Raw genomic sequence first — 22,790 nt, 5'->3', positions numbered from 1 at the left:
GGAGAAAGAGGATCGTCTCGTGCTAGGCGCGTTCGCCAACGCTTTCCGGACCCCGGACCTGCGGCGCAAGCTGCTGTTCGTCCTGCTGATCATTGTGATCTTCCGTGCCGGTTCCCAGATCCCCGCTCCTGGAGTGCACGTCGCCAATGTCGACACGTGCCTCAATCAGCTGGAGGACTCGAGCCTCTACAGCCTGATCAATCTCTTCTCGGGTGGAGCACTGCTCCAGCTGACGATCTTCGCGCTCGGCATCATGCCGTACATCACCGCCAGCATCATTCTGCAGCTGCTCGTCGTGGTCATCCCACGGCTCGAAGCGCTGAAGAAGGAGGGCCAGGCGGGCCAGACGAAGATCACCCAGTACACCCGCTACCTCACGCTCGGCCTCGCGCTGCTGCAGGCGACGGGCATCGTGGCGCTGGCCCGCTCGGGCAACCTGCTCCAGAACTGCAACCAGCCACTGCTGCACGACGACGGCACGGCGACCTTCCTGGTCCTGGTGATCACCATGACCGCCGGCACCGCCGTGATCATGTGGCTCGGTGAGCTGATCACGGACCGCGGCGTCGGCAACGGGATGTCGATCCTGATCTTCACCCAGGTCGTCGCGACCTTCCCGACGGCGCTCTGGGCCGTGCAGAAGTCGCAGGGCTGGTGGACCTTCGGCGTCGTGATGGCCATCGGTCTGGTCATCGTCGCCGCGGTCATCTTCATCGAGCAGGCGCAGCGCCGGATCCCGGTCCAGTACGCCCGCCGGATGGTCGGCCGCAAGATGTTCGGCGGCAGCTCGACCTACATCCCGCTGAAGGTGAACCAGGCCGGCATCATCCCGGTCATCTTCGCCTCGTCGCTGCTCTACCTGCCGGCCATGGCCGTGCAGTTCAACAACACGAGCAGCTCGGGCTGGGTCGGCTTCCTCAACGACTACTTCGTCGACGGATCGCACCCGCTGTACATGGCGGTGTTCTTCCTGATGATCATCTTCTTCACCTACTTCTACGTGTCGATCACCTTCAACCCGCAAGAGGTGGCCGACAACATGAAGAAGTACGGCGGCTTCATCCCCGGAATCCGGGCGGGCAAGCCGACCGAGGACTACCTGTCCTACGTCCTGTCCCGCATTACTCTGCCGGGCGCGCTCTATCTCGGGCTCATCTCGCTGATCCCGTTGATCGCCCTGGTTCTCATCGACGCGAACCAGAACTTCCCCTTCGGCGGCACGTCCATCCTGATCATGGTGGGCGTCGCGCTCGACACGGTGAAGCAGATCGAGAGCCAACTCCAGCAGCGCAACTACGAAGGATTCCTCGGCTAAATGCGACTGATCATCATGGGCCCCCCGGGAGCGGGTAAGGGCACCCAGGCCAAGTTCATTGCGGACCACTTCGGGATCCCCGCGGTCTCGACCGGCGACATCTTCCGTTCCAACGTGTCCGAGGGCACCCCGCTGGGCCTGGAGGCCAAGCGGTTCATGGACGCCGGTGAGTACGTCCCCGACGAGGTCACCAACCACATGGTCCGTAACCGGATCGACGAGAAGGACGCCGAGCCCGGCTTCCTGCTGGACGGCTACCCCCGCACCCTCGCGCAGGTCGAGGAGCTGGACGGGATGATCAAGTTCACCGGCCACGCCCTCGACGCCGTCGTGGTGCTGACCGTGGACCAGGACGAGATCGTCAGCCGGCTGCTGCAGCGGGCCCAGGTCGAGGGCCGCACCGATGACACCGAGGACGTCATCCGGCGCCGTCAGGAGCTCTACGTCGAGCAGACGGAGCCGCTGATCGAGGTCTACCGGGAGCGTGGGCTGCTCGTCGAGATCGACGGGATGGGCGAGGTCGACGACGTCACCAAGCGCATCTTCGACGCTCTCGACGTACTCCCTGAGAGCTGATGGGTTTTCTGGACCGCGGCCTGGAGATCAAGACCCCGGCCCAGGTCGACGACATGCGCCGAGCCGGCCTGGTCGTCGGTCGCACCCTGGAGCTGTTGCGCGGCGCCGTACGCCCCGGGATCAGCACCGGCGAGCTCGACGCGATCGCCGAGGAGAGCATCCGCTCCTCGGGTGCCACCCCGTCGTTCCTCGGCTACCACGGCTTCCCCGCGTCGATCTGCGCCTCGGTCAACGACGAGGTCGTGCACGGCATCCCCGGCGACCGGGTCCTGCAGCCCGGCGACGTGATCTCGATCGACTGCGGCGCGATCGTCGCGGACGATGCTGGGCAGGGTTGGCACGGCGACGCCGCGATCACGGTCGCGGTCGGTGAGGTGCCGGCCGAGGTCAGCGACCTGATGCGGGCCACCGAGGCGGCGATGTGGCGCGGTATCGGCGCCGCCCGGGTGGGTGGCCGGGTCACCGACATCTCCCACGCGGTCGAGACTCAGGTCCGCGGAGCCGGCTCCTACGGCATCCTCGAGGACTACGTCGGGCACGGCATCGGCACCCAGATGCACCTGCCGCCGAACGTCCCGAACTTCGGCAAGGCCGGACGTGGCCCCCGACTGGTGCAGGGTCTGGCCCTCGCCGTCGAGCCGATGATCACCCTCGGCGGGAAGCAGACCGACGTCCTCGACGACGACTGGACCGTCGTGACCACCGACGGCAGCTGGGCCGCGCACTTCGAGCACACCTTCGTGCTGACCGACACCGGCACCTGGGTGCTCACCGCCCTCGACGGTGGCGAGGAGATGCTGACCTCGCTGGGCGTTCCCTTCGGGGGCCGGACGGGTACCAAGGACTGACCGCTTCGTCGGGACGGTGGTCGGCGTGCAAGGATGTGCGCCGCAGGAGGGGAGTATTCCTTCGCCGCGGCCTCGTCAGCACGTCCGGCTCAGCAGCCGGTCCGGGGTCGTGGGCCGCATCGGCGGTGGAAGAGACCTCAGGCGCATCGCCGTTTCCTGACCCAGGAGGAACCCTGTGGACGTATCCGCCCTCGAATGGGGCATCACGATCGCCGTCACCGTGGCCGTGCTGCTGTTCGACGTCGTCATGATCGCTCGCGACCCGCACGAGCCCTCGCTGCGCGAGTGCGCGACCGCGCTGAGCGTGTACGTCGGTGCCGCGGTCGCGTTCGGCGTCTGGGTGCTGCTGTTCCACGGCCATGACTACGGCATCGAGTTCTATGCCGGCTGGCTGACCGAGTACAGCCTCTCGATCGACAACCTGTTCGTGTTCATCATCTTGATGGCCGCGCTGAAGGTGCCCCGCGAGTACCAGCAGGAGGCCCTGATGGTGGGCATCATCCTGGCCCTGGTCTTCCGCGGGATCTTCATCGCCCTCGGCTACCAGTTGATCAACAACTTCAGCTGGGTCTTCTACATCTTCGGCGCGTTCCTGGTCTACACCGCGGCCACCCTCGTGAAGTCCTACCGCAGCCACGAGGAGGAGCACCCCGAGGACAACAAGATCGTGCAGTTCGCCCAGCGGCACCTCAACGTGGGGGAGCGGTTCGACGGCCTGAAGCTCTGGTACACGGAGAACGGATCGCGGGTCGTCTCGCCGATGCTGATCGTGATCATCGCGCTCGGCACCACGGACCTGCTGTTCGCGCTGGACTCGATCCCGGCCATCTTCGGCATCACCCAGGAGCCGTACCTCGTCTTCACGGCCAACGTCTTCGCGCTGATGGGGCTGCGGCAGCTCTACTTCCTGCTCGGTGGGCTGCTGGAGCGCCTGGTCTACCTGTCGCTGGGTCTGGCCTTCATCCTGGCGTTCATCGGCGTGAAGCTGGTCCTGCACGCGATGCACCTGAACGAGCTGGAGTTCCTCAACGGCGGCGAGCACTTCGACGTACCGGACATCACCTCGCTGTTCAGTCTCGGCGTCATCATCGTGACCCTGGTCATCACCACGGTGGCGAGCCTGGCCAAGGACAAGAAGGACCGCGAGAACGACCCGGCCTCGGCCTGAGCGCCCCGGAATAGCCCTGGACCGGAGGGGGTTGGGGGAGTCGATGAGTGACTTCCCGACCCTCTCCGTCCTGGACCTCGTGCCGGTCCGTCACGACCAGAGCACCGGCGACGCGCTCGCGGCGACGCTGGCGCTCGCGCGGGTCGCCGACGAGCAGGGCTACCGCAGGTACTGGGTGGCCGAGCACCACAACATGCCGGCTGTCGCGGCCACCAACCCGCCCGTGCTGATCGCGATGATCGCCGGCGCGACCCGTCACGTGAGGGTCGGCTCCGGCGGGGTGATGCTGCCCAACCACGCGCCGCTGGTGGTGGCCGAGCAGTTCGCGCTGCTGGAGGCGGCCTTCCCCGGGCGCATCGACCTCGGGATCGGTCGGGCACCCGGCACCGACCCGGTGACGGGCTGGGCGCTGCGGCACGGCGCCGGCGGGGTCACCGACGAGGCGGTCAGTCGCTTCCCGGAGTACGTCGAGAACGTGCTGGCGATGATGGACGCCGACGGTGTCGGGCTGGCCGTGCAGGGCCGGACCCACGTGCTGCGGGCGACGCCGGTCGCTACCTCGGTGCCCCAGATCTGGCTGCTCGGCTCCTCGGACTACTCCGCGCGGCTGGCGGCCGAGAAGGGGATGCCGTACGTCTTCGCGCACCACTTCTCCGGCAGCGGCACCGCCGAGGCGCTCGAGCTCTACCGCGCGACCTTCCGGCCCTCGCCCGAGCTGGCGGAGCCGCGGACCTTCCTGACGGTCAACGCCTCGGTCGCCGCGGACGCCGACGAGGCGCGGCGCCGATCGCTGCCCCAGCTGCTGATGATGCTGGCGCTGCGCACCGGCCAGCCGCTCGGGCCGCAGCTGTCGGTCGAGGAGGCCGAGAAGGTCGAGCTCGCCGAACCCCAGCGCGACCTGGTCGAGAAGATGGCGGGCCGCTGGGTGGTCGGCGGGGCCGAGGAGGCTCGCGCGCAGGTGGCCGTGCTCGCGGCGACGTACGGCGTCGACGAGGTGATGGTCAACCCGGTCGCCGGTGCGTCGGTCGGGACGGAGCCCGCCAACAGCCCGGCGCGCGAGGAGACCCTGCGCCTGCTGGCCGGGTAGGCTCGGTCAATTCGTGTTTCTCGTCAGGGTTTGACTAAACTGGCGTGTCGGCCCAACGTGGGTCTGCCCTGTGGTGCCTCGCGGCTGCCCGGAACACCAGCGATCGGCTCGGAAGAGCGGCTCGCTGCGTGCCTGGGAAGAGGCTCAGGGGGTGGCTGCACGAGGTCCACCGTCCGCTTGCGGACGGAGGTTCCCGGGCCAGCCGAGACCGGTCCGTGCCGGTTCCGGTGCAGCAAACGGTAGACATCGATGCGACAGATTGTGGAGGACATGCCGAAGAAAGAAGGCGTGATCGAGCTCGAGGGCACCATTACGGAAGCCCTTCCGAATGCCATGTTCCGCGTCGAGCTGAGCAATGGCCACAAGGTGCTCGCCCACATCAGCGGCAAGATGCGCCAGCACTACATCCGGATCCTCCCCGAGGACCGCGTGGTGGTGGAGCTTTCGCCGTACGACCTCACACGAGGTCGGATCGTCTACCGCTACAAGTAGCCAGCCGAGCATCTGAAAGGACCTCCTCGTGAAGGTCAAGCCCAGCGTCAAGGCCATCTGTGACAAGTGCAAGGTGATCCGTCGCCACGGCCGCGTCATGGTGATCTGCGAGAACCCGCGCCACAAGCAGCGCCAGGGCTGAGCAGAGTGCAGCACCCGCTCCACCACAACTGAACACACCTCAACGTGATCGCTTAGCCGGGCCCTGGAGACAGGACCGGCGAATCACCTCCGGAGCAGCGGCCGGAGCCTGCACCCCAGGACGCGACACGAACGAAACCGTTGTGAACATCAGAAGGCTGAAGCCTTCGCGAAAGGGCCAACATGGCACGCCTCGTTGGTGTGGACCTCCCGCGCGACAAGCGCATCGAGATTGCACTTACTTACATCTACGGCATCGGCCGTACCCGCGCCCAGCAGCTGCTGGAGGCCACCGGGGTCAGCCCCGACCTCCGCGTCCACCAGCTGGGCGACGAGGAGCTGGTCAAGCTCCGTGACGAGATCGAAGCCAACTTCAAGATCGAGGGTGACCTCCGTCGCGAGGTTCAGGCTGACATCCGCCGCAAGATCGAGATCGGCAGCTACCAGGGTCGCCGCCACCGCATGGGCCTCCCGGTCCGCGGTCAGCGCACCAAGACCAACGCGCGCACCCGCAAGGGTCCCAAGCGCACGGTTGCCGGCAAGAAGAAGGCGAAGTGATCCTGCGCTGATGCGCGGATCCTCGTCCACCGAGCTTTCAGACCAGAACCTCAGGAGATAACTGCATGCCTCCCAAGAGCCGCACTGCGGCCGGCGCCAAGAAGGTGCGTCGCAAGGAGAAGAAGAACGTCGCTCAGGGCGAAGCCCACATCAAGAGCACGTTCAACAACACGATCGTCACGATCACCGACCCCACCGGGGCGGTCATCTCGTGGGCCTCGGCCGGCACCGTCGGTTTCAAGGGCTCGCGCAAGTCCACCCCGTTCGCCGCGCAGATGGCCGCCGAGGCCGCCGGACGCCGGGCGATGGAGCACGGCATGAAGAAGATCGACGTCTTCGTCAAGGGCCCGGGTTCGGGTCGCGAGACGGCGATCCGGTCCCTGGGTGCGATCGGCCTCGAGGTCGGCACCATCCAGGACGTCACGCCCACGCCCCACAACGGCTGCCGCCCGCCCAAGCGCCGCCGCGTCTGATCGCCCGAACGGAATAGGAGACTTACGTAATGGCCCGTTACACCGGCCCCATGACCCGCAAGTCGCGCCGCCTGGGCGTCGACCTCGTCGGTGGTGACGCCGCGTTCGAGCGTCGTCCCTACGCCCCCGGCCAGCACGGCCGCGCGCGCATCAAGGAGAGCGAGTACCGCTCGCAGCTGCAGGAGAAGCAGAAGGCTCGCTTCACCTACGGCATCCTCGAGAAGCAGTTCCACAACTACTACGTCGAGGCATCGCGTCGTACCGGCAAGACCGGTGACAACCTGCTGCAGCTCCTCGAGTGCCGTCTCGACAACGTGGTGTACCGCGCCGGCTTCGCCCGGACTCGGCGCCACGCCCGCCAGCTCGTGTCCCACGGACACTTCCTGGTCAACGGCAAGAAGGTCGACATCCCGTCGTTCCAGGTCACCGCGCACGACATCATCGACGTGCGCGAGAAGTCCCTGGAGATGACCCCGTTCATCGTGGCTCGCGAGACCCACGGCGAGCGGATCGTCCCGGCTTGGCTGGAGTCGCTCCCGAACCGGATGCGCGTGCTCGTGCACCAGGTCCCGACCCGGGCGCAGATCGACCTCCCGGTCCAGGAGCAGCTCATCGTCGAGTTCTACTCGAAGAAGTAACCGCACGGGGGCTCCGCCCCCGTGTACCCCCGCTGGGGGCTCCGCCCCCAGACCCCCAGTCCTCGGTGGAGCCACCAGCGAGGACCCCCACTGGGGGCTCCGCCCCCAGACCTCCGGGTCCGTGGGTGGGCCCGCAGGCGGGGCCGGTTGGCACAGCAGCACCGTCCCTCGTCAACCCGAGGACCACGTCCTCGTATGTTCGGGCCCGTCAAATAGCGGGTGGGCCCGGAAAGGAAAGAATCAGTGCTCATCGCACAGCGCCCCACCCTGTCGGAAGAGTCCGTCGACGAGTTCCGCTCGCGGTTCGTCATCGAGCCGCTGGAGCCCGGTTTCGGCTACACGCTCGGCAACTCGCTGCGTCGTACCCTCCTGTCGTCGATCCCCGGTGCCTCGGTCACGAGCATCAAGGTCGACGGTGTCCTCCACGAGTTCTCGACGATCGAGGGGGTCAAGGAGGACATCACCGAGGTCATCCTCAACCTGAAGGGCCTCGTCGTCTCCTCCGAGCACGACGAGCCCGTGACGATGTACCTGCGCAAGTCGGGTGCCGGTGACGTCACCGGCGCCGACATCACGCCGCCTGCCGGCGTGGAGGTGCACAACCCCGAGCTGAAGCTCGCCACCCTGTCCGACAAGGGCAAGCTGGAGATGGAGCTCGTCGTCGAGCGCGGCCGCGGCTACGTCTCGGCCGTGCAGAACAAGGGCGCGGACAACGAGATCGGCCGGATGCCGGTCGACTCGATCTACAGCCCGGTCCTCAAGGTCACCTACAAGGTCGAGGCCACCCGTGTCGAGCAGCGCACGGACTTCGACAAGCTGGTCATCGACGTCGAGACCAAGCCGTCGATCCGTCCCCGCGACGCGATCGCCTCGGCCGGCAAGACCCTGGTCGAGCTGTTCGGTCTCGCACGCGAGCTGAACGTCGAGGCCGAGGGCATCGACATCGGCCCGTCGCCCGTCGACGAGCAGCTGGCTGCCGACCTCGCCCTCCCGGTCGAGGACCTGCAGCTGACCGTCCGCTCCTACAACTGCCTCAAGCGCGAGGGCATCCACACCGTGGGTGAGCTCATCAGCCGCTCGGAGCAGGACCTGCTCGACATCCGCAACTTCGGTGCGAAGTCGATCGACGAGGTCAAGGCCAAGCTGGTCGAGATGGGTCTGTCCCTCAAGGACAGCGCGCCCGGCTTCGACCCGCACGCGGCCCTGGCGGCGTACGGCGACGACGACGACGACGCGTTCGTCGAGGACGAGCAGTACTGAGTTGAATGGCGCGAGCGCGTCGCTCCTTCGTCGCGCCCGCGCTGCCGCGCTCGCGGTTGACGTCCGCTCGGGCTGAGGTTCGCTGGCGGCCTTCGGGCCGTACCTCGTGGATCCGGCCCGGGCGGGCGTGTATCACCTGAAGCATCATCATCATTGACCGGCGGGATCGCCCGCCGGCCTACTACCTCGGTACCTGACACGGCCGGGGAGGAACGAGAGAGACATGCCTAAGCCCACCAAGGGTCCCCGCCTCGGCGGCAGCCCGGCGCACCAGCGCCTCATCCTGGCGAACCTGGCCACCCAGCTCTTCGAGCACGGCCGGATCACCACGACCGAGGCGAAGGCGCGCGCGCTGCGTCCGCACGCGGAGAAGCTGATCACCAAGGCCAAGAAGGGCGACCTGCACAACCGTCGCGAGGTCCTCAAGACCATCCGCGACAAGGGCGTCGTGCACGTGCTCTTCACCGAGATCGCACCGACCTTCTCGGAGCGTCCGGGCGGCTACACCCGGATCACCAAGATCGGCCCCCGCAAGGGCGACAACGCCCCCATGGCGGTCATCGAGCTGGTGACCGAGGCGTACAGCCCGAAGGCCCCCCAGACGAAGACGGCCGCCCCGGCGCCCGCCGCCGTCGAGGAGGCTCCGGCCGAGGAGACCGTGGCCGAGGACGCCCCCACCGCGTTGACCGAGGAGGCGTCGCCCGAGGAGAGCGTCATCGCCGAGGAGACTCCGGTCGAGGGCACCGAGGTCGAGGCCCCCGAGGCCGAGGACGACCCTAAGGCCTGATCCGCCCGCACTGCCGCACACCGGCCCGCCACCCGTCAGGGTGGCGGGCCGGTGTCGTCTCCGGACCGCGCCGGCATCACGCCGGCGCGGTCACCACGCCTCGTCGAGCAGCCGGCCCGCCTCGGCCCGGGTGAGGCCGAGCCGGCGGGCGACGGCGGCGTACTCCCGTGCGGCCGCGTGCGCGTCGGCCGAGGCGGCCGCCCGGGTCGCGGCCACGAACGTCCCGCGGCGCCCCTCCGTCACCACGACTCCGTCGGCCTCGAGCTCGCGGTAGGCGCGCGCCACGGTGCCGGCGGCGACCCCGAGCTCGGCGGCGAGGCCCCGCACCGTGGGCAGCCGGGTGCCGGCCGGCAGGTCACCGGACGCGGCCCGGGTGGCGAGCTGGCTGCGCAGCTGCTCGTACGGCGGGGTCGCGTCGTCGGCGTCGAGCGGGTGCACCTGCATGGGCCTAGTGTGCAGGGGTGGCGGAGCGTGACGTGCTGGTGGTGGGGGAGTCCCTGGTCGACGTCGTCCGACGGGCCGACGGCTCGGTCGCCGAGCACGCGGGCGGGAGCGCGGCCAACGTGGCCGTCGCGCTGGCCCGCCTCGGGCGGCCGGTGCGGTTCGCGACGGCGCTGGCCGACGACAGGTACGGCGGGCTGGTGGCGGCCCACATCGGGCGGGACGGCGTGCGGCTGGCCTCCGAGCCGGAGGTGATCGCGCGGACCGCGACGGCGCTGGCGACGCTGGCCGACGACGGGTCGGCGAGCTACGAGTTCGACCTGGAGTGGCGGATCGGTGAGGTGCCCGACGAGCCGCGACCGCTGGTGGTGCACGCCTGCTCGATCGGTGCCGTGCTGCAGCCGGGAGCCGCGCAGGTGGTCGAGCTGCTGGCGCGGATGCGCCCGCACGCGACGGTGACGTACGACGTCAACGCCCGCCCGGCGATCACCGGCACCGGCCCGGACCTGCTGGCCGCGGTCGAGGCGGTCGCCGCGCACGCCGACCTGGTCAAGGCCAGCGACGAGGACCTGGCGGCGCTGCACCCGGACGCCGACCCGGTGACCGCCGCCCGGCGCCTCCTCGCCCTCGGCCCGAGCGCCGTGGTGATCACCCGCGGGGCCGACGGGGCGACCTGGGTGGCCGCCGATGGAACCATCGACGTGCCGGCCCAGGTCAGTGTCGTGGTCGACACGATCGGTGCCGGAGACACCTTCGGGGCGGCGCTCGTCGACGGACTGTGGACCCGCGGGCTGCTGGGCGCGGAGGCCCGCCCCGCGCTCGCCCAGCTGCGCGACGTGGACCGGGCGGCCCTGCTCCGGCACGCGGTCCAGGCCGCTGCGCTGGTCGTCGCCCGGCCCGGGGCGGACCCGCCGTACCGCCACGAGCTGGGCTGACGGCGGCGGGGTACTCCGTCACACCAGCGGGGTGTTTCGGGCCGTCGACCCCCCTGGTGTGACGGACTACCCCGGCTCTCGGCCCCTCAGGCCTCCGCGGGGGCGAGCCAGCGGTGCACGAGCGGGACGACGCTGGCGCCCTCGCCGCTGGCGGCGGCGACCCGCTTCATCGACCCCGAGCGGACGTCGCCGGCGGCGAAGACGCCGGGGACGGTGGTCGCCAGGCTCGCCGGGGGTACGCCGTCGACCCAATGCTCGCGGGGGATGTCGCGGCCGGTGAGCACGAAGCCGTTCTCGTCGAGGGCGACCTCGTCGGGCACCCAGTCGCAGTGCGGCTCCGCGCCCAGCAGCAGGAACAGGCCGCCGGCGTCGCGCTTGGTGCGCTCGCCGGTGCGGGTGTCCTCCAGGCAGAGCCACTCGAGCCGGCCGTCACCGCCGCCGTCGACGACCTGGGTGCAGGTCTGGACGGCGATGCGGGGGTTGTAGTCGATCTCGCCGATGAGGTACTGCGACATGGTCTCGGCCAAGTCGGGGCGCCGGATGAGGATGGTGACCGAGCGGGCGAAGCGGGAGAGGTGGACGGCCGCCTGGCCGGCCGAGTTGCCGCCGCCGACGACGAAGACGTCCTGGTCCTCCATCTCGCGGGCCGCCGTCATCGCGGCGCCGTAGAAGACGCCGCTCCCGACCAGCTGCTCCAGCGGCTCGACGCGCAGCTTGCGGTAGGCGACGCCGCTGGCGATCACCACCGAGCGGGCACTGACGTCGCCGCCCTCGGTGCGGACCAGGTGCGGAGCGCCCTCGGCACCGGGCCGGAGACCCTGGACCGTCCAGCCGGTGACGAACTGGGTGCCGAACCGGATCGCCTGGTTGCGCGCCCGCATGGCCAGCCGCATCCCCGAGATGCCACGGGGGAAGCCCAGGTAGTTGCGGATCATCGAGCTGGTGCCGGCCTGCCCGCCGATCGCCTCGGCCTCCAGCACCACGCAGGACAGCCCCTCGGAGGCGGCGTACACGGCGGCCGCCAGCCCGGCGGGTCCGCCACCGACGACGCAGACGTCGACGGTGCCGTCGAGCACCCCGTCGACCTGGAGGTCGCTGGGGGCGCCGTACATGCTCATCGCGACCTTGCGGACCGTCGCGGACTCGACGGGCGTCCGGTTCGCCGTCCAGACCAGGGGGTACGCCGCATCCGGCGGGAAGTCGGCCCGCACGTGCCGGGCCACCTCGTGGTCGGGGGAGTAGACCCGGCTGGCCATGCCCATCCGGTCGAGGAAGTCGCGGATCGCCAGCACCTCCCCGTCCTGGACCGGACTGATGATCTTGACCGAGACGACCTCCGGGTCGGCGACGGTGGAGCCCCAGTCGCTGAGCAGGTCGGTGACGGCGTTGTGGAACTCCTCGTCGCGGATGCCGCGCGGCATCAGCAGGTAGGCGTCGTACTTGCCCTTGGCCATGCCCGCGCGCAGCGCCGGTCCGTCGACGAGGAACCGGTCCCAGTGCGCGGCGATCATCCGCCGGGCGTTCGGGACGACGGAGCGCCAGCGGTGGAAGCCCTCGAGGACGTGGCAGTCCGGGAGCACCGAGTCGGAGACGAACAGGGCGACCGTGCTCCCACCCGTGACCACGTCGCGGGCGGCGTCCTCGGCCTCGGTGCAGCTGCCGACGCAGCGGACGTCGTACTCGCGCTCGTAGCGGGTGAACGCGTCGCGCAGGTCGTCGGCGTGGTGCTCGGAGACCAGGATGATCGCGGGGCCTGAGGTCACGGGTCCAGCGTACGGAAGGATGGGGGTGTGCGGCTCCGGATCGATCTCGCCTACGACGGCTCCGACTTCCACGGCTGGGCGGTGCAGCCCGGGCTGCGGACCGTCCAGGAGACCCTGGGGTCGGCGCTCGCGACCTCGCTGAGAGTCCCCTCGGCCGCGCTGGTCTGCGCCGGCCGCACCGACACGGGGGTGCACGCCCGCGGTCAGGTCGTGCACGTCGACGTGTCCCGGGACGCGCTGGCGGCGTCTGCCGGCCGGTCGCCCGACGGCCCCCTCGTCGCGCTGGTACGACGGCTCAACGGGATCCTCCCGCCCGACGTGCGGGTACGCCGGGTCGCCGAGGCCGCGGACGGGTTCGACGCCCGGTTCTCCGCGCTGTGGCGCCGATACGCCTACCGGATCGCGGACCGACCGGACCTGCTCGACCCGCTGGCGCGCTCGCACGTGCTGGCCTGGTCGCGACCGCTCGACGAGGAGCTGATGAACCAGGCCGCGACCACGCTGGTCGGGCTGCAGGACTTCGCGTCGTTCTGCCGGCAGCGTGAGGGGGCTACCACGATCCGCACCCTGCTCGACCTGAGCTGGTCGCGCACCCCCGACGGGCTGCTGGTCGGCACCGTCCGCGCGGACGCGTTCTGCCACAGCATGGTGCGGGCGCTGGTCGGCTGCCTGCTCCCGATCGGGGAGGGCCGCCGGCCGCTGGAGTGGGCGGCTGAGGTGATGCACGCGAGACGACGCCACCCGGCGGTCACCGTCGCGCACGCGCACGGCCTGACCCTGGAGGAGGTGGCCTACCCCGTCGACGACGAGCTGGCCGCGCGGGACCAGCTGACCAGGGCGCGGAGGATGCAGCCATGAACGACGAGCACTACTTCACCGCCGACCCCACGGTCGCTTTCAAGCGGGCGCCGGTGACGGCGCAGGTGTGGGGACACTCGGTGGAGCTGGTCAGCGGATCCGGGGTCTTCGCCCAGGGCCGGGTCGACATCGGCACCGCCGTACTGTTCCGCGAGACGCAGCCGCCCGCGCCCGGCCGGATCCTCGACCTCGGCTGCGGGTACGGCGTGATCGGCCTCGCCGTCGCCGTCGCCGTCCCGGGGGCCGTGGTCACCGCGGTCGACGTGAACGAGCGGGCGGTGCTGCTCGCGAACGAGAACGCGCTCTCCCTCGGGGTGGCCGACCGCTACACCGCTGCGGTCCCGGCCGCGGTCGACCCCGCGGCGGAGTACGACGAGATCTGGTCGAACCCGCCCATCCGGATCGGCAAGGAGGCACTCCACGAGCTGCTGCTGACCTGGCTGCCGCGGCTCGCGCCCGGCGGCCGGGCCGTCATGGTCGTCGGCAAGAACCTCGGCGCCGACTCGCTGCAGCGCTGGCTCGGTGAGCGGGGCTTCCCCACCACGCGGCTGGCGAGCGCCAAGGGGTTCCGGGTGCTGGAGACCCGGCGCGGGTAGGCGGCTCGCGCTCGCTCAGCGTCCCCGGGGACGAGTGGCGGTCAGCCCGAGCAGGTTGCCCTGGAGCAGGGTGCGGTCGGGCAGCGTCGTACCGACCATCTGCAGCGTGTCGGCGAGCGGTCCGACGCCGATGGTCGAGCGGCTGAGCACCCGGCCGGTGCACGGCGCGATCCGGGTGAGCTCGTAGACCAGCGCGCGGCTGCGCGACACCGTGTAGATCACGCCCTCCGCGGTCGACAGTTTGGGTACGGCGGCGGAGCGGACGGTGTTCGTCCAGCGCGACCGGCAGCCCTTCCGGGTCACGTCGAAGCGCTGCATCCCGCCCACGAAGTCGGCGGTCGCGGGGTCGGCCTCGCCCGCGCCGTCGGGGGTCGTGGGGTAGGGGTAGCCGTAGGTGCTGGCGACGTACACCGAGCGGCGCCAGCCGATCGGCGAGTTCTCGGTGCCCGAGCCGGCCGCGTCCAGGAAGGGGACGCGGCAGAGGAGCCGACCGGTGCCGGCGCGGTAGACGAGCAGGTGCGCGCGCGGCCGGGCGTTGTCGGTGATCGCGACGAGCTCGTGCCCGGTGCGGGGGCCGAAGAACGTCGGGGTGGCGCCGCTGCCGTGGCTGAGCTGGCCGGGCTTGCGCGCGGGGCCCCGGTCGTAGCCGCGCCGCCAGACGGTGCGGACCCGTCCGGTCCGGCCGGCACGCAGGAGGTACGTCGCCCGGTCGCTCGTCACCGCCACGCCGTCCGGCGAGGTGGACATGCTGTTGGCGACGATCTCGGTCCGGTCCGAGAGCCGACGCAGCCGCACCTGCTTCGTCCGACGATCGACGTACCCCGCCCGTCCGTGGGCGGTGGCGAACCAGATCCGGCCGTCGTACCCCGGCGCGAGCGTGGTGACCGCGTCGCAGTCCTCGGCGCCACAGACCCGCGCGAACGCCGGCACCACGGGCAGTCGCTGCTGCACGTGGACCCGCCAGCTGTGCCGGCGGGGAGCGGCTTGTGTCCGGGCTCACGCCGCGCGACTCAGGGCGTGAGGGCCAACCCCAGCAGGCCGACCGCCTCAGGCGCCAGGTCGTACGACGCCGGGTCGGCGCGGTGCCACAGCAGGAGCAGCAGGGTCTCGGCGGTCGCGGAGACCTCGACCGGGTCGCCGCCGCCGAGGACCACCGAGTCGAGCCGGTCGGTGGCGACCAGCCGCAGCGCGCGGGGCAACGGCGCGGTCCGAGCGAGGCGGACCTGGCGCGGGTAGAAGACGGTCGCGACCTCGGCGACGCCGTCCCAGGCCAGCTCGGACTCGAGCTCGTGCCGCCGGCCCTGCGAGGCCAGCGCGTCCCAGGTGTGCACCTCGACCTCGTGCACCTGCCGGCGCCGCCAGAAGAGGGCCGTGTGCGGCTCCGGCCCGAACGTCCAGGCCGGGGTGTCGGGGGAGCGCTCGGCCAGGACGTCGACGAGGTGGGCGGCGTGGCGGCGGTACCACTCCGCGACCCCGGTCGCCGGCTCGAAGGTGCCGTCGAAAGGGCCGTCCGGGGTGCCGTGCACGACCGCGTGCGCCGCCCACTGGTGCACGCCACCGACGTGCTCGGCGAGGTCGGCGAGCGTCCAGCCCGGGCAGGACGGCACCGGGGCGGCGAGCTCGGCGTCGTCGAGCACGGTGGCGAACCGGTCGGTCGCGGTCCGCAGCAGCGACAGCCAGTCGTGCTCCATGCTCATGCCCGGCCGTCGAGGAACATCCGCAGTCGGGTGACCGTCTGGTCCACGTCCCCGGGGAGGTGCCCGTTGACCGCGCGGATCGCCCAGCCCAGGCGCACGGCCGGCATCACCGCCGCGGCCAGGTCGACGCCGGGCAGGCGCGCCGCCCACGGGGCCAGGTAGGCGTCGCGGAACGGCGCGGTGTCGACCGAGTCCTCGACGTCGTCGAGGCCCCACGCGATCACGCCCTCGAGCGCCACCGACAGCACGCAGAACGGCTGCGAGACACAGGCGTCGCCCCAGTCCATCACCAGCTGTCTCCCGCCGTCGGCACCGTCCTGCACGAACACCTGCGCGTCGTGCAGGTCGTCGTGCTGGATCGAGTCGGGGATGCCGTACGACGCCAGCTCGGCGCACAGCTCCTCGACGTACCCCTGGGCGGTGCGGAAGCGTGGCTCGGCGTCGATCTCGTCCATCAGCCGGGCGTAGCCCGCGGGCACGCCGGCCAGCCGGTGGTCGGGCACGCCCATCGCCAGCAGCGCGTCGACGTCGTCCTCGACGGCGAGCTGGATCCGGGCGACGGCGCCGAGCGCGTCGTACCAGCGCTCGAGGCTCTCCTCACGGGCCGACACGACCCGCAGCGTCTCGCCGGCGTCGGCCATCAGCATCCAGCCACGCTCGGCGTCGACGGCCAGCAGCGGCGGGACCCGGTCGGGCACCCGCGCCGCCAGCAGGCCGACCACCGCCGCCTCGTGTCGCAGCAGCTCCTGGTTGGCCTTGAAGAAGACCGCTCCGGCGTCGGTCGGCACCCGCAGCACCGTCGACCACCGGGCGACGTGGGGCTGCTCGACCGCGCCGGTGCGGGTCAGCCCCAGGTCGCCGAGCTGCTCGTCGACCCAGTCGTACGCCGTCGCCAGCCAGGCCGGGTCGGTCCACCGCTGCTCGTCCATGGTGGGAAGTCTGGCCGCCGGCGGACCGGCGCGCGCGCGAGTTTCCGCGCCGATCCGCCGTCACCCGACGTCTGGGCTCACTCCGGCACGCCGCTCTCGGGCGGGGCGTCCTCGGCCTGCCCGGAGGCGTCCTCGGTGATCTCGGCGTCGCCGAGGTCGGAGGTGAGCACCGGCGTGCGCGGGTCACCGACGCCGCCCTGGAGCTCCACGACACGCAGACCCGAGATGCCGAGGTGGCTCTCGGGGCTGTAGCGGAACGGCGCGAGCTGGGGCCCGGGCTGGTCGCCGAGCTCCTCGAGGGCCTCGACCAGCCCGTCGCGGGTGAGGTCCTCGCCGGCGGCCTGCAGCGCCTGCACGAAGGCGTAGGCGTGGGACATCCCGTAGATCCGGTAGTTGGTCAGCTCGCCCTCGCCGCCGTGCTCGTCCCAGACCCGCTGCCACAGCTGTACCCAGGGGTCGTCGGGGGCGTCGACCCCGGGAATGTACTCGGTCGTGAGCACCCCGTCGAGTGCGTTCGCGCCGGCCTTGACCGCACCCTCGGAGAACTCCGAGAGCAGCCCGCCCACCAGTCGCGGGTCGGCGCCGACGTTGCTGTAGAACCACTGCGGCTTGAACCCCAGCTTCAGGGCCACCAGCTGGCTCAGCGCCGTGTACGACGGGGTGTCGAACGCCAGGACCAGGTCGGCCCCGGCCGCCTGCAGCCCGGCGATCTGCGGACCGACGTCGGTGTTGCCGGAGGTGTAGCGCTCGACGCCGACGATCTGCTCGTCGACGAACTGCCGCACGCCCTTCTCGGCGTCCTCGCCGAAGTCGTCATCCTGCAGGAACAGCCCGATCTTGGCGTCGGGCAGGTTCTCGGCGACGTACTGCCCGATGATCTTGCCCTCGACCTCGTAGTCGGTCTGCCACCCGAAGGTGTACGGCGACCTCTCGACGTCGTCGCCCCACTGCAGGGAGCCGGAGGAGACGAACAGGTCCGGGACGCCCTCGTCGTTGAGGAAGTCGACCACCGCGCTGTGCGTGGGGGTGCCGAGGCCTCCGACCATCGCGAAGATCTCGTCGGAGAGGACCAGCTCATTGGTGACCTTGCTGGTGTTGGTGGGGTTGTAGGCGTCGTCCTTGACGACGTACTCGATCTGCCGGCCGTGCACGCCGCCGGCGGCGTTGACGAAGTCGAAGTACGCCTGGGCTCCGGTCGGGATCTCGTTGTAGCCGGGCGCCGCGACCCCGGTCAGGGGGAAGTGGGCGCCGACCTTGACGCTGTCGTCGGTGACGCCGGGCTGGGCCGCGGCCGGGCCGTCGCCGTCGTCCTCGTCCCGCCCGTCGGCGCCGCACGCAGCAAGGACGACCGACGCCGCGAGCAGCGGCACCGCCGTCCGGATCAGGTGTCTCATGGTGTTGTTCCCTTCGAGGTGGTGAGGAGCGCGCGCCGGGGCCGGCGACGCGCGACGAACGAGCGGACGGTGCCGGCGAGGCCGGTCGGCGCGACCAGCACCACCGCGACCATCACCAGGCCGTAGACCAGCGGCGTGAGCTCGGCGGCCTGGATGTCGGAGAGGCCGAGGTCGGTGCCGAGGTCCGTGACGACCTGGGGGAGGAAGGTGAGCAGCGCGGCGCCGGCGAGCGCGCCCGCGAGGCTGCCGAGTCCGCCGAGGACGACGGCGGCGAGGAGTGTGAGGCTGAGGGTCAACGAGAAGCTGCTGGGCGCGGCGAGCCGCACGGTGAGCGCCAGCATGGCACCGGCGGCGCCCGCGGCGGCGGCGCTGACCACGAACGCCGAGACCCGGGCCCGGCCCAGGTCGATGCCGGCCAGCTCGGCGGCGACCTCGTGGTCGCGCACGGCCCGCCAGCGCCGTCCGACCCGGCCGCGGGCGAGGTTGGCCAGCAGCACGTAGGTCACCAGCAGGGTGACCCAGGCGAGCAGCGCGACGTACCCGCTGGTGGTGAGGTCCTGGCCGGTGACGAAGTACGCCGCGTCCAGCAACCAGCCGGGCGGGTCGGGCAGCGAGACCCGCAGCCCCTGCTCGCCGCCGAGGGTCTCCTTGAAGTAGAGCGCGATCCCGGGGACCGCCACCGCCAGTGCGAGGGTGGCACCCGCGAGGTACGGGCCGTGCAGCCGTGCGGCAGCGGCGCCGACCAGGGCGCCCACGACGAGTGTCGCCGCGACCGCGGCCAGCACCACCAGGGGGAGCGGCGTGCTGGCGTCGCGGTCGGGCAGCAGCAGCGCCGTCACGTAGGCGCCGACGGCCATCAGCGCGCCGTGGCCCAGGGAGATCTGCCCGTTGAGCCCGGTCAGCACGCTCAGCCCGCCGGCGGCGGTGCCGAGGTAGGCCAGCTCGGCGAGCTGGAAGCGGCGGAAGTCGCTGACGCCCTGCAGCACGAGGACGACGACCACGAACCCGATCGCCGCGAGGAACAGGTGGCGGGCGAGGGCGGACTCCGGCAGGGAGCGAGGCAGTCGGGCGCGCATCAGACCCGCCTCGCCGGGGTGTGGGCGAACAGGCCGCCGGGCCGCAGGGTCAGGACCAGCATCAGGATCCCGAGAGCCGCGAGCGCGACCAGCTGCGACCCGACGTACCCGCTGACGAAGCTGAGGGAGAGACCGAGCAGCACCCCGCCGACCACCGCCCCGACCGGGCTGTCGAGACCACCGAGCACCGCGGCGACGAAGCCGTAGACGACGACGGAGTCCATGTAGCCGGGGTGGACCAGGCTGCCGCCGGCGATCAGCAGCCCCGCGAGCGAGCCGACCACCGAGGCCAGCGCCCAGCCGAGGGTGAGCATCCGGCCCACCCGGACGCCGAGCATCCGGGCGACCTCCGGGCTGTGCGCGGCCGCCCGCATCCGCAGCCCCACGTCGGTGAACCGGAAGAGCGCGACCAGCAGCGCCATCACCACGACGACCGCGAGGACCGTGAAGATCCCGAAGCCGGTCAGGGCGATGGTGTGATCGCCGACCTCCAGCCCGCGGATCCCGAACGGCGCCGGGAAGGACCGGAAGCGGTTGCCGAAGACGACCGCGGCGAGCGCGTGCAGCACGATGAAGAGGCCGAGGGTGAGGATCACGGCGTTGATCTCGGCCTTGCCCTCCACCGGCCGGACGACGACCCGCTCCAGGAACGCCCCGAGGAGCAGTCCGCTGAACAGCGCGGCGGCGAAGCCCAGCCAGTAGGAGTGGCCCGCCTCGATCACCGCCAGCGCCACGAAGGTGGTCACCATCGCCATCGGCGCCTGGGCGAAGTTCACAACCCGGGTCGAGCGCCAGATGAGCACCAGCGCGAGCGCGAACGCGGCGTACACCATGCCGAGGGTGAGGCCGCCGAGGGCGGTGTTGAGGAACTGCTGCACGTGCTCTCCGAGGGTCGGGGGTCAGAAGCCGAGGTAGGCATGGCGGAGCTGGTCGTCGGCGGCGAGCACGGCGGCGTCCTCGTCGGCGACCACCTCGCCGAGGTTGAGGACAACGCCCCGGTCGGCGACCGAGAGGGCGCTGCGGGCGTTCTGCTCGACGAGCAGCACGGTGAGTCCCTGGTCGCGGACCAGGTCGCGCAGCAGCTCGAAGATCTGTACGACGACGCGCGGGGCCAGTCCGAGCGACGGCTCGTCGAGGAGGAGCAGGGTCGGCTCGGCCATCAGGGCGCGGCCGATGACGAGCATCTGCCGCTCGCCGCCGGAGAGCGACCCGGCAGGGGCGGCTCGTCGATCGGCCAGCGGCGGGAAGAGCGTGTAGGTGCGCTCGAGGGCCGCCGCGTCGACCCGGCCGCCGCGGCCGAGCCCCCCGAGTCGGAGGTTCTCCTCGACGGTGAGCTCGGTGATGACGCCGCGACCCTCGGGCACGTGGGCCAGGCCGAGGCCGGGCATCCGCTCCGCGGGGACCCGGTCGAGGGGCCGACCGTCCAGCTCGACGGTGCCGGAGCGGGCGCGGTGCAGACCCGAGACGGTCCGGAGCAGGGTCGTCTTCCCGGCGCCGTTGGCGCCGAGCACGGCGGTGATCCGGCCTCGGGCTGCCGTGAAGCCGACGCCGCGCAGCGCCGTGACCGGGCCGTAGCCCGCGCACAGGTCACGGACGGTGAGCATCCGCGATCTCTCCGCCGAGGTAGGCGGCCAGCACCGCCGGGTCGTCGCGGACCTCCGCGGGTCGCCCGTGGGCGATCACCCGACCGAAGTCGAGCACGGTGATCTCGTCGCAGACCCGCATCACCAGGTCCATGTGGTGCTCGACCAGGAGCACCGCGCACTGCCGGCCGAGCTCGACCAGCAGGTCGCCCAGCTCGGACATCTCGTCGGCGCCCAGCCCGCTCGCCGGCTCGTCGAGGAGCAGCACGTCGGGCTCGGCGACCAGGGCCCGGGCGAGCGCGACCCGCTTGCGCAGCGGGTAGGGCAGGCCGGGTGGGTAGCGGTGCGCGGTGTCGGCGACCCCGAGCCGCGCGAGGGCGTCGTACGCCCGTGCGCGCAGCCGGCGCTCGTCGCCGGTCGACCGGCCGAGCAGGCTGCCGAGGAACCCGGACCGGGCGTGCCGGTCGGCACCGATGAGGACGTTGTCGAGCACGGTCATCCGGTCGAAGAGGCCGAGGCTCTGCAGGGTGCGGGCGACCCCGAGCCCGGCCAGCCGGTGGGGGTGCAGCCGGTCCAGGCGGGCGCCGCCGCGCTCGACCCAGCCGTGGTCGGGTCGCACGAAGCCGCAGGCGACGTTGAAGAGCGTGGTCTTGCCGGCGCCGTTCGGGCCGATCACCCCGTGCACCTGCCGCGGCCGGAGCGCGAGGCCCACGCCGTCGAGGGCGGTCAACCCGCCGAAGGTGACGGTGACGTCGCGGAGCGCGAGCTCGGCAGGCACCTCCGGCATCGGTCCTCCTCGTCGAGCGGCGGGCCCTTTTGGGCGCTGTGACCTGCACCACTTTGGTGGCGGTGCACAGGATGGTCATTGGGCACAGCGCCCAGAGATCCTTGGTCCGGGCGTCCCAGATCCCCGCCGGGGCTGGTCAGCGTTGTGCGCAGAGTGCGAACGTGCAGCCATGCACCGAGCGGCACCCCTGGCCGACGCCGACCTCCGGCACGCCTGGGCGCTGCTCCTCGACCAGGCCGATGCGATCGCCGACAGCATCACCTTGACCCTCTTCGAGCGGGACCTGGACCTGTGGGAGCGGATCGGCCCGGGGTTCCGCGCCGAGGTCCGCTCCTCCACCCGGCAGCACATCGGCCGCGGCCTGCGGATCCTCGCCGGCGAGAGCACCGCCGACAGCGACAGCGCGGTCGACCTGTGGCGGGAGACCGGCCGACGCCGCGCCCGCCAGGGGGTGCCGCTGGAGCTGGTCCTCAACGCCTACACGCTCGGTGCCCGGATCCTGTGGGAGGCGCTGGTCACGCGGGCCGGCACCGACACCGCCGCGGGCATCGACGACCGGGTGCTGCTGGCGGCGGCGAAGACCGTCTGGACCAACCTCGACGTCCAGAACACCATCCTCATCGACGCCTATCGCCGTGAGAGCGCCCGGCTGCAGCGCCAGGACCTGCAGCGCCAGCAGAGCGTCCTGGACGCGCTGCTGGAGGGTCGCGGCGCGGATCCGGAGTACGCCGAGGAGGCGCGCGCCGCTCTCGACATCGGCCCCGACGACGCGGTCGCCTGCGTCGTGGTGCTGTACGACGGCTCGGTGCCCGGTGACGCGCTCGCGCCCGCCGAGGACCGGCTCGACCGGCTCGGCATCCCGGCACGCTGGCACGTGCGCTCGGGGGTCTACTACGGGCTGCTCTCCGGGGAGCTGCCCGACGAGCGCGGCCTGGTCGAGCTGTTCGCCCCGCACGCGGCCGGCCGGATGGGGGTGGCCTCGAGTGCGGACGGCCTCGCCGGCTTCCCGACCGCGTTCCAGCTCGCCACCCGGGCCGCCGAGACCCTCGCCCGGGGTGAGCGGCGGGTGGTGTCGGTGGCCGAGCGGCTTCCGGAGGTGCTGGTCGCCGGGAGCCCTCAGGTCGCCCCGCTGCTGCTCGCGGAGACGCTGGGCCCGCTGCTCACGCTGCCCGAGGCGCAGGCGACGGTGCTGCTCGACACACTGGCGGCGCTGCTGCGCCACGACGGCTCACCCACGCACGCCGCGTCGGAACTGTTCTGCCACCGCAACACGGTGATCTACCGGATGCGCCAGATCGAGCAGCTCACCGGCCGCACCCTGGCCGACCCGCGGGACAAGATGCTGCTGGGCCTCGCGCTGGTGGCGAAGGGACGTGGCTGAGCGCGGG

Annotated in this window: 26 protein-coding genes; 16 read left to right on the top strand and 10 right to left on the bottom strand. The window is 71.4% G+C overall.

Annotation, left to right across the window (positions count from 1 at the left end; genetic code table 11):
* Positions 1-19: 19 nt before the first annotated feature.
* From secY to rplQ, 12 genes are all read left to right on the top strand, one after another.
* A complete protein-coding gene (gene secY / locus MUB56_RS00335) occupies positions 20-1,315 on the top strand; it encodes a preprotein translocase subunit SecY (protein WP_244929937.1) in 1,296 nt (431 codons plus the stop codon).
* Entirely contained in the window at positions 1,316-1,891 is a 576-nt protein-coding gene (locus MUB56_RS00330) for an adenylate kinase (protein WP_244929936.1), read from the top strand. It abuts the gene before it with no gap.
* Positions 1,891-2,739: a type I methionyl aminopeptidase gene (gene map / locus MUB56_RS00325; RefSeq protein ID WP_244929935.1), complete on the top strand. Its 849-nt coding sequence runs from the start codon at positions 1,891-1,893 to the stop codon at positions 2,737-2,739. Before MUB56_RS00330 ends, map begins: the two co-directional genes overlap by 1 nt.
* Before the next feature lie 175 nt (positions 2,740-2,914).
* Positions 2,915-3,907 carry a TerC family protein gene (locus MUB56_RS00320; RefSeq protein ID WP_244929934.1) on the top strand — a complete coding sequence of 331 codons (993 nt, stop codon included), beginning with the start codon at positions 2,915-2,917 and terminating at the stop codon, positions 3,905-3,907.
* 43 nt (positions 3,908-3,950) lie between these two features.
* Positions 3,951-4,994, top strand: coding sequence for an LLM class flavin-dependent oxidoreductase (locus MUB56_RS00315; protein ID WP_244929933.1), 1,044 nt, complete (start codon positions 3,951-3,953; stop codon positions 4,992-4,994).
* A 270-nt stretch (positions 4,995-5,264) separates the two neighbouring features.
* Positions 5,265-5,486, top strand: coding sequence for a translation initiation factor IF-1 (gene infA / locus MUB56_RS00310; protein ID WP_026145687.1), 222 nt, complete (start codon positions 5,265-5,267; stop codon positions 5,484-5,486).
* 28 nt (positions 5,487-5,514) lie between these two features.
* A complete protein-coding gene (rpmJ, locus tag MUB56_RS00305; protein WP_028644817.1) occupies positions 5,515-5,628 on the top strand; it encodes a 50S ribosomal protein L36 in 114 nt (37 codons plus the stop codon).
* A 182-nt stretch (positions 5,629-5,810) separates the two neighbouring features.
* On the top strand, positions 5,811-6,185 hold the full coding sequence (rpsM, locus tag MUB56_RS00300) for a 30S ribosomal protein S13 (protein ID WP_090849774.1): 375 nt from the start codon (positions 5,811-5,813) through the stop codon (positions 6,183-6,185).
* Positions 6,186-6,250: 65 nt separating this feature from the next.
* The gene (gene rpsK, locus MUB56_RS00295; protein WP_090849777.1) at positions 6,251-6,658 is read left to right on the top strand and encodes a 30S ribosomal protein S11; all 408 of its coding nucleotides are present in this window, start codon (positions 6,251-6,253) and stop codon (positions 6,656-6,658) included.
* Between the two features lie 29 nt (positions 6,659-6,687).
* A complete protein-coding gene (gene rpsD, locus MUB56_RS00290) occupies positions 6,688-7,296 on the top strand; it encodes a 30S ribosomal protein S4 (RefSeq protein ID WP_244929932.1) in 609 nt (202 codons plus the stop codon).
* 243 nt (positions 7,297-7,539) lie between these two features.
* The gene (locus tag MUB56_RS00285; RefSeq protein WP_244929931.1) at positions 7,540-8,556 is read left to right on the top strand and encodes a DNA-directed RNA polymerase subunit alpha; all 1,017 of its coding nucleotides are present in this window, start codon (positions 7,540-7,542) and stop codon (positions 8,554-8,556) included.
* Positions 8,557-8,779: 223 nt separating this feature from the next.
* Complete coding sequence (rplQ, locus tag MUB56_RS00280) at positions 8,780-9,343, top strand: 50S ribosomal protein L17 (RefSeq protein WP_244929930.1); 564 nt, start codon at positions 8,780-8,782, stop codon at positions 9,341-9,343.
* 90 nt (positions 9,344-9,433) lie between these two features.
* Here rplQ and MUB56_RS00275 read toward each other — a convergent pair whose 3' ends face one another.
* On the bottom strand, positions 9,434-9,787 hold the full coding sequence (locus MUB56_RS00275) for a GntR family transcriptional regulator (protein WP_244929929.1): 354 nt from the start codon (positions 9,785-9,787) through the stop codon (positions 9,434-9,436).
* 17 nt (positions 9,788-9,804) lie between these two features.
* On the opposite strand from MUB56_RS00275, the gene MUB56_RS00270 reads away from it, so the two are divergent.
* Entirely contained in the window at positions 9,805-10,719 is a 915-nt protein-coding gene (locus MUB56_RS00270) for a PfkB family carbohydrate kinase (protein WP_244929928.1), read from the top strand.
* A gap of 86 nt (positions 10,720-10,805) precedes the next feature.
* Here MUB56_RS00270 and MUB56_RS00265 read toward each other — a convergent pair whose 3' ends face one another.
* Positions 10,806-12,482 (bottom strand): FAD-dependent oxidoreductase, encoded by a 1,677-nt coding sequence (locus MUB56_RS00265; protein ID WP_244929927.1) that lies wholly within the window; start codon positions 12,480-12,482, stop codon positions 10,806-10,808.
* 27 nt (positions 12,483-12,509) lie between these two features.
* Here MUB56_RS00265 and truA point away from each other — a divergent pair, with 27 nt between their 5' ends.
* A complete protein-coding gene (truA, locus tag MUB56_RS00260) occupies positions 12,510-13,340 on the top strand; it encodes a tRNA pseudouridine(38-40) synthase TruA (protein WP_244929926.1) in 831 nt (276 codons plus the stop codon).
* Positions 13,337-13,936 carry a methyltransferase gene (locus MUB56_RS00255; RefSeq protein ID WP_244929925.1) on the top strand — a complete coding sequence of 200 codons (600 nt, stop codon included), beginning with the start codon at positions 13,337-13,339 and terminating at the stop codon, positions 13,934-13,936. Before truA ends, MUB56_RS00255 begins: the two co-directional genes overlap by 4 nt.
* 15 nt (positions 13,937-13,951) lie before the next feature.
* On the opposite strand, the gene MUB56_RS00250 is transcribed toward MUB56_RS00255, so the two are convergent.
* From MUB56_RS00250 to MUB56_RS00215, 8 genes are all read right to left on the bottom strand, one after another.
* Positions 13,952-14,887: a hypothetical protein gene (locus MUB56_RS00250; RefSeq protein ID WP_244929924.1), complete on the bottom strand. Its 936-nt coding sequence runs from the start codon at positions 14,885-14,887 to the stop codon at positions 13,952-13,954.
* A 59-nt stretch (positions 14,888-14,946) separates the two neighbouring features.
* Complete coding sequence (locus MUB56_RS00245; protein ID WP_244929923.1) at positions 14,947-15,633, bottom strand: maleylpyruvate isomerase family mycothiol-dependent enzyme; 687 nt, start codon at positions 15,631-15,633, stop codon at positions 14,947-14,949.
* Complete coding sequence (locus tag MUB56_RS00240) at positions 15,630-16,562, bottom strand: aminoglycoside phosphotransferase family protein (protein WP_244929922.1); 933 nt, start codon at positions 16,560-16,562, stop codon at positions 15,630-15,632. The genes MUB56_RS00245 and MUB56_RS00240 overlap by 4 nt, the downstream gene beginning before the upstream one ends.
* Before the next feature lie 77 nt (positions 16,563-16,639).
* On the bottom strand, positions 16,640-17,956 hold the full coding sequence (locus MUB56_RS00235) for an ABC transporter substrate-binding protein (protein ID WP_244929921.1): 1,317 nt from the start codon (positions 17,954-17,956) through the stop codon (positions 16,640-16,642).
* A complete protein-coding gene (locus tag MUB56_RS00230) occupies positions 17,953-19,032 on the bottom strand; it encodes a branched-chain amino acid ABC transporter permease (RefSeq protein ID WP_244929920.1) in 1,080 nt (359 codons plus the stop codon). Before MUB56_RS00230 ends, MUB56_RS00235 begins: the two co-directional genes overlap by 4 nt.
* Entirely contained in the window at positions 19,032-19,910 is an 879-nt protein-coding gene (locus MUB56_RS00225) for a branched-chain amino acid ABC transporter permease (RefSeq protein ID WP_244929919.1), read from the bottom strand. The genes MUB56_RS00230 and MUB56_RS00225 overlap by 1 nt, the downstream gene beginning before the upstream one ends.
* 21 nt (positions 19,911-19,931) lie before the next feature.
* Positions 19,932-20,636, bottom strand: coding sequence for an ABC transporter ATP-binding protein (locus MUB56_RS00220; protein WP_244929918.1), 705 nt, complete (start codon positions 20,634-20,636; stop codon positions 19,932-19,934).
* The gene (locus MUB56_RS00215; RefSeq protein ID WP_244929917.1) at positions 20,620-21,402 is read right to left on the bottom strand and encodes an ABC transporter ATP-binding protein; all 783 of its coding nucleotides are present in this window, start codon (positions 21,400-21,402) and stop codon (positions 20,620-20,622) included. The genes MUB56_RS00220 and MUB56_RS00215 overlap by 17 nt, the downstream gene beginning before the upstream one ends.
* Positions 21,403-21,571: 169 nt before the next feature.
* On the opposite strand from MUB56_RS00215, the gene MUB56_RS00210 reads away from it, so the two are divergent.
* Complete coding sequence (locus MUB56_RS00210) at positions 21,572-22,783, top strand: helix-turn-helix domain-containing protein (protein ID WP_244929916.1); 1,212 nt, start codon at positions 21,572-21,574, stop codon at positions 22,781-22,783.
* Positions 22,784-22,790: the final 7 nt, after the last annotated feature.

Source organism: Nocardioides sp. W7 (assembly GCF_022919075.1).
GTDB lineage: Bacteria > Actinomycetota > Actinomycetes > Propionibacteriales > Nocardioidaceae > Nocardioides.
Note: the sequence above shows the minus strand (reverse complement) of the source record. Positions and strands in the feature narration are given on the sequence as shown.

Bases quoted from the DNA above. Each gene is read 5' to 3' on its own strand.
- MUB56_RS00330 (WP_244929936.1), top strand. From the start codon at position 1,316: ATGCGACTGATCATCATGGGCCCCCCGGGAGCGGGTAAGGGCACCCAG.
- map (WP_244929935.1), top strand. From the start codon at position 1,891: ATGGGTTTTCTGGACCGCGGCCTGGAGATCAAGACCCCGGCCCAGGTC.
- MUB56_RS00315 (WP_244929933.1), top strand. From the start codon at position 3,951: ATGAGTGACTTCCCGACCCTCTCCGTCCTGGACCTCGTGCCGGTCCGT.
- infA (WP_026145687.1), top strand. From the start codon at position 5,265: ATGCCGAAGAAAGAAGGCGTGATCGAGCTCGAGGGCACCATTACGGAA.
- rpsM (WP_090849774.1), top strand. From the start codon at position 5,811: ATGGCACGCCTCGTTGGTGTGGACCTCCCGCGCGACAAGCGCATCGAG.
- rpsK (WP_090849777.1), top strand. From the start codon at position 6,251: ATGCCTCCCAAGAGCCGCACTGCGGCCGGCGCCAAGAAGGTGCGTCGC.
- rpsD (WP_244929932.1), top strand. From the start codon at position 6,688: ATGGCCCGTTACACCGGCCCCATGACCCGCAAGTCGCGCCGCCTGGGC.
- rplQ (WP_244929930.1), top strand. From the start codon at position 8,780: ATGCCTAAGCCCACCAAGGGTCCCCGCCTCGGCGGCAGCCCGGCGCAC.
- MUB56_RS00275 (WP_244929929.1), bottom strand. From the start codon at position 9,787: ATGCAGGTGCACCCGCTCGACGCCGACGACGCGACCCCGCCGTACGAG.
- MUB56_RS00255 (WP_244929925.1), top strand. From the start codon at position 13,337: ATGAACGACGAGCACTACTTCACCGCCGACCCCACGGTCGCTTTCAAG.
- MUB56_RS00245 (WP_244929923.1), bottom strand. From the start codon at position 15,633: ATGAGCATGGAGCACGACTGGCTGTCGCTGCTGCGGACCGCGACCGAC.
- MUB56_RS00240 (WP_244929922.1), bottom strand. From the start codon at position 16,562: ATGGACGAGCAGCGGTGGACCGACCCGGCCTGGCTGGCGACGGCGTAC.
- MUB56_RS00235 (WP_244929921.1), bottom strand. From the start codon at position 17,956: ATGAGACACCTGATCCGGACGGCGGTGCCGCTGCTCGCGGCGTCGGTC.
- MUB56_RS00230 (WP_244929920.1), bottom strand. From the start codon at position 19,032: ATGCGCGCCCGACTGCCTCGCTCCCTGCCGGAGTCCGCCCTCGCCCGC.
- MUB56_RS00220 (WP_244929918.1), bottom strand. From the start codon at position 20,636: ATGCTCACCGTCCGTGACCTGTGCGCGGGCTACGGCCCGGTCACGGCG.
- MUB56_RS00215 (WP_244929917.1), bottom strand. From the start codon at position 21,402: ATGCCGGAGGTGCCTGCCGAGCTCGCGCTCCGCGACGTCACCGTCACC.
- MUB56_RS00210 (WP_244929916.1), top strand. From the start codon at position 21,572: ATGCACCGAGCGGCACCCCTGGCCGACGCCGACCTCCGGCACGCCTGG.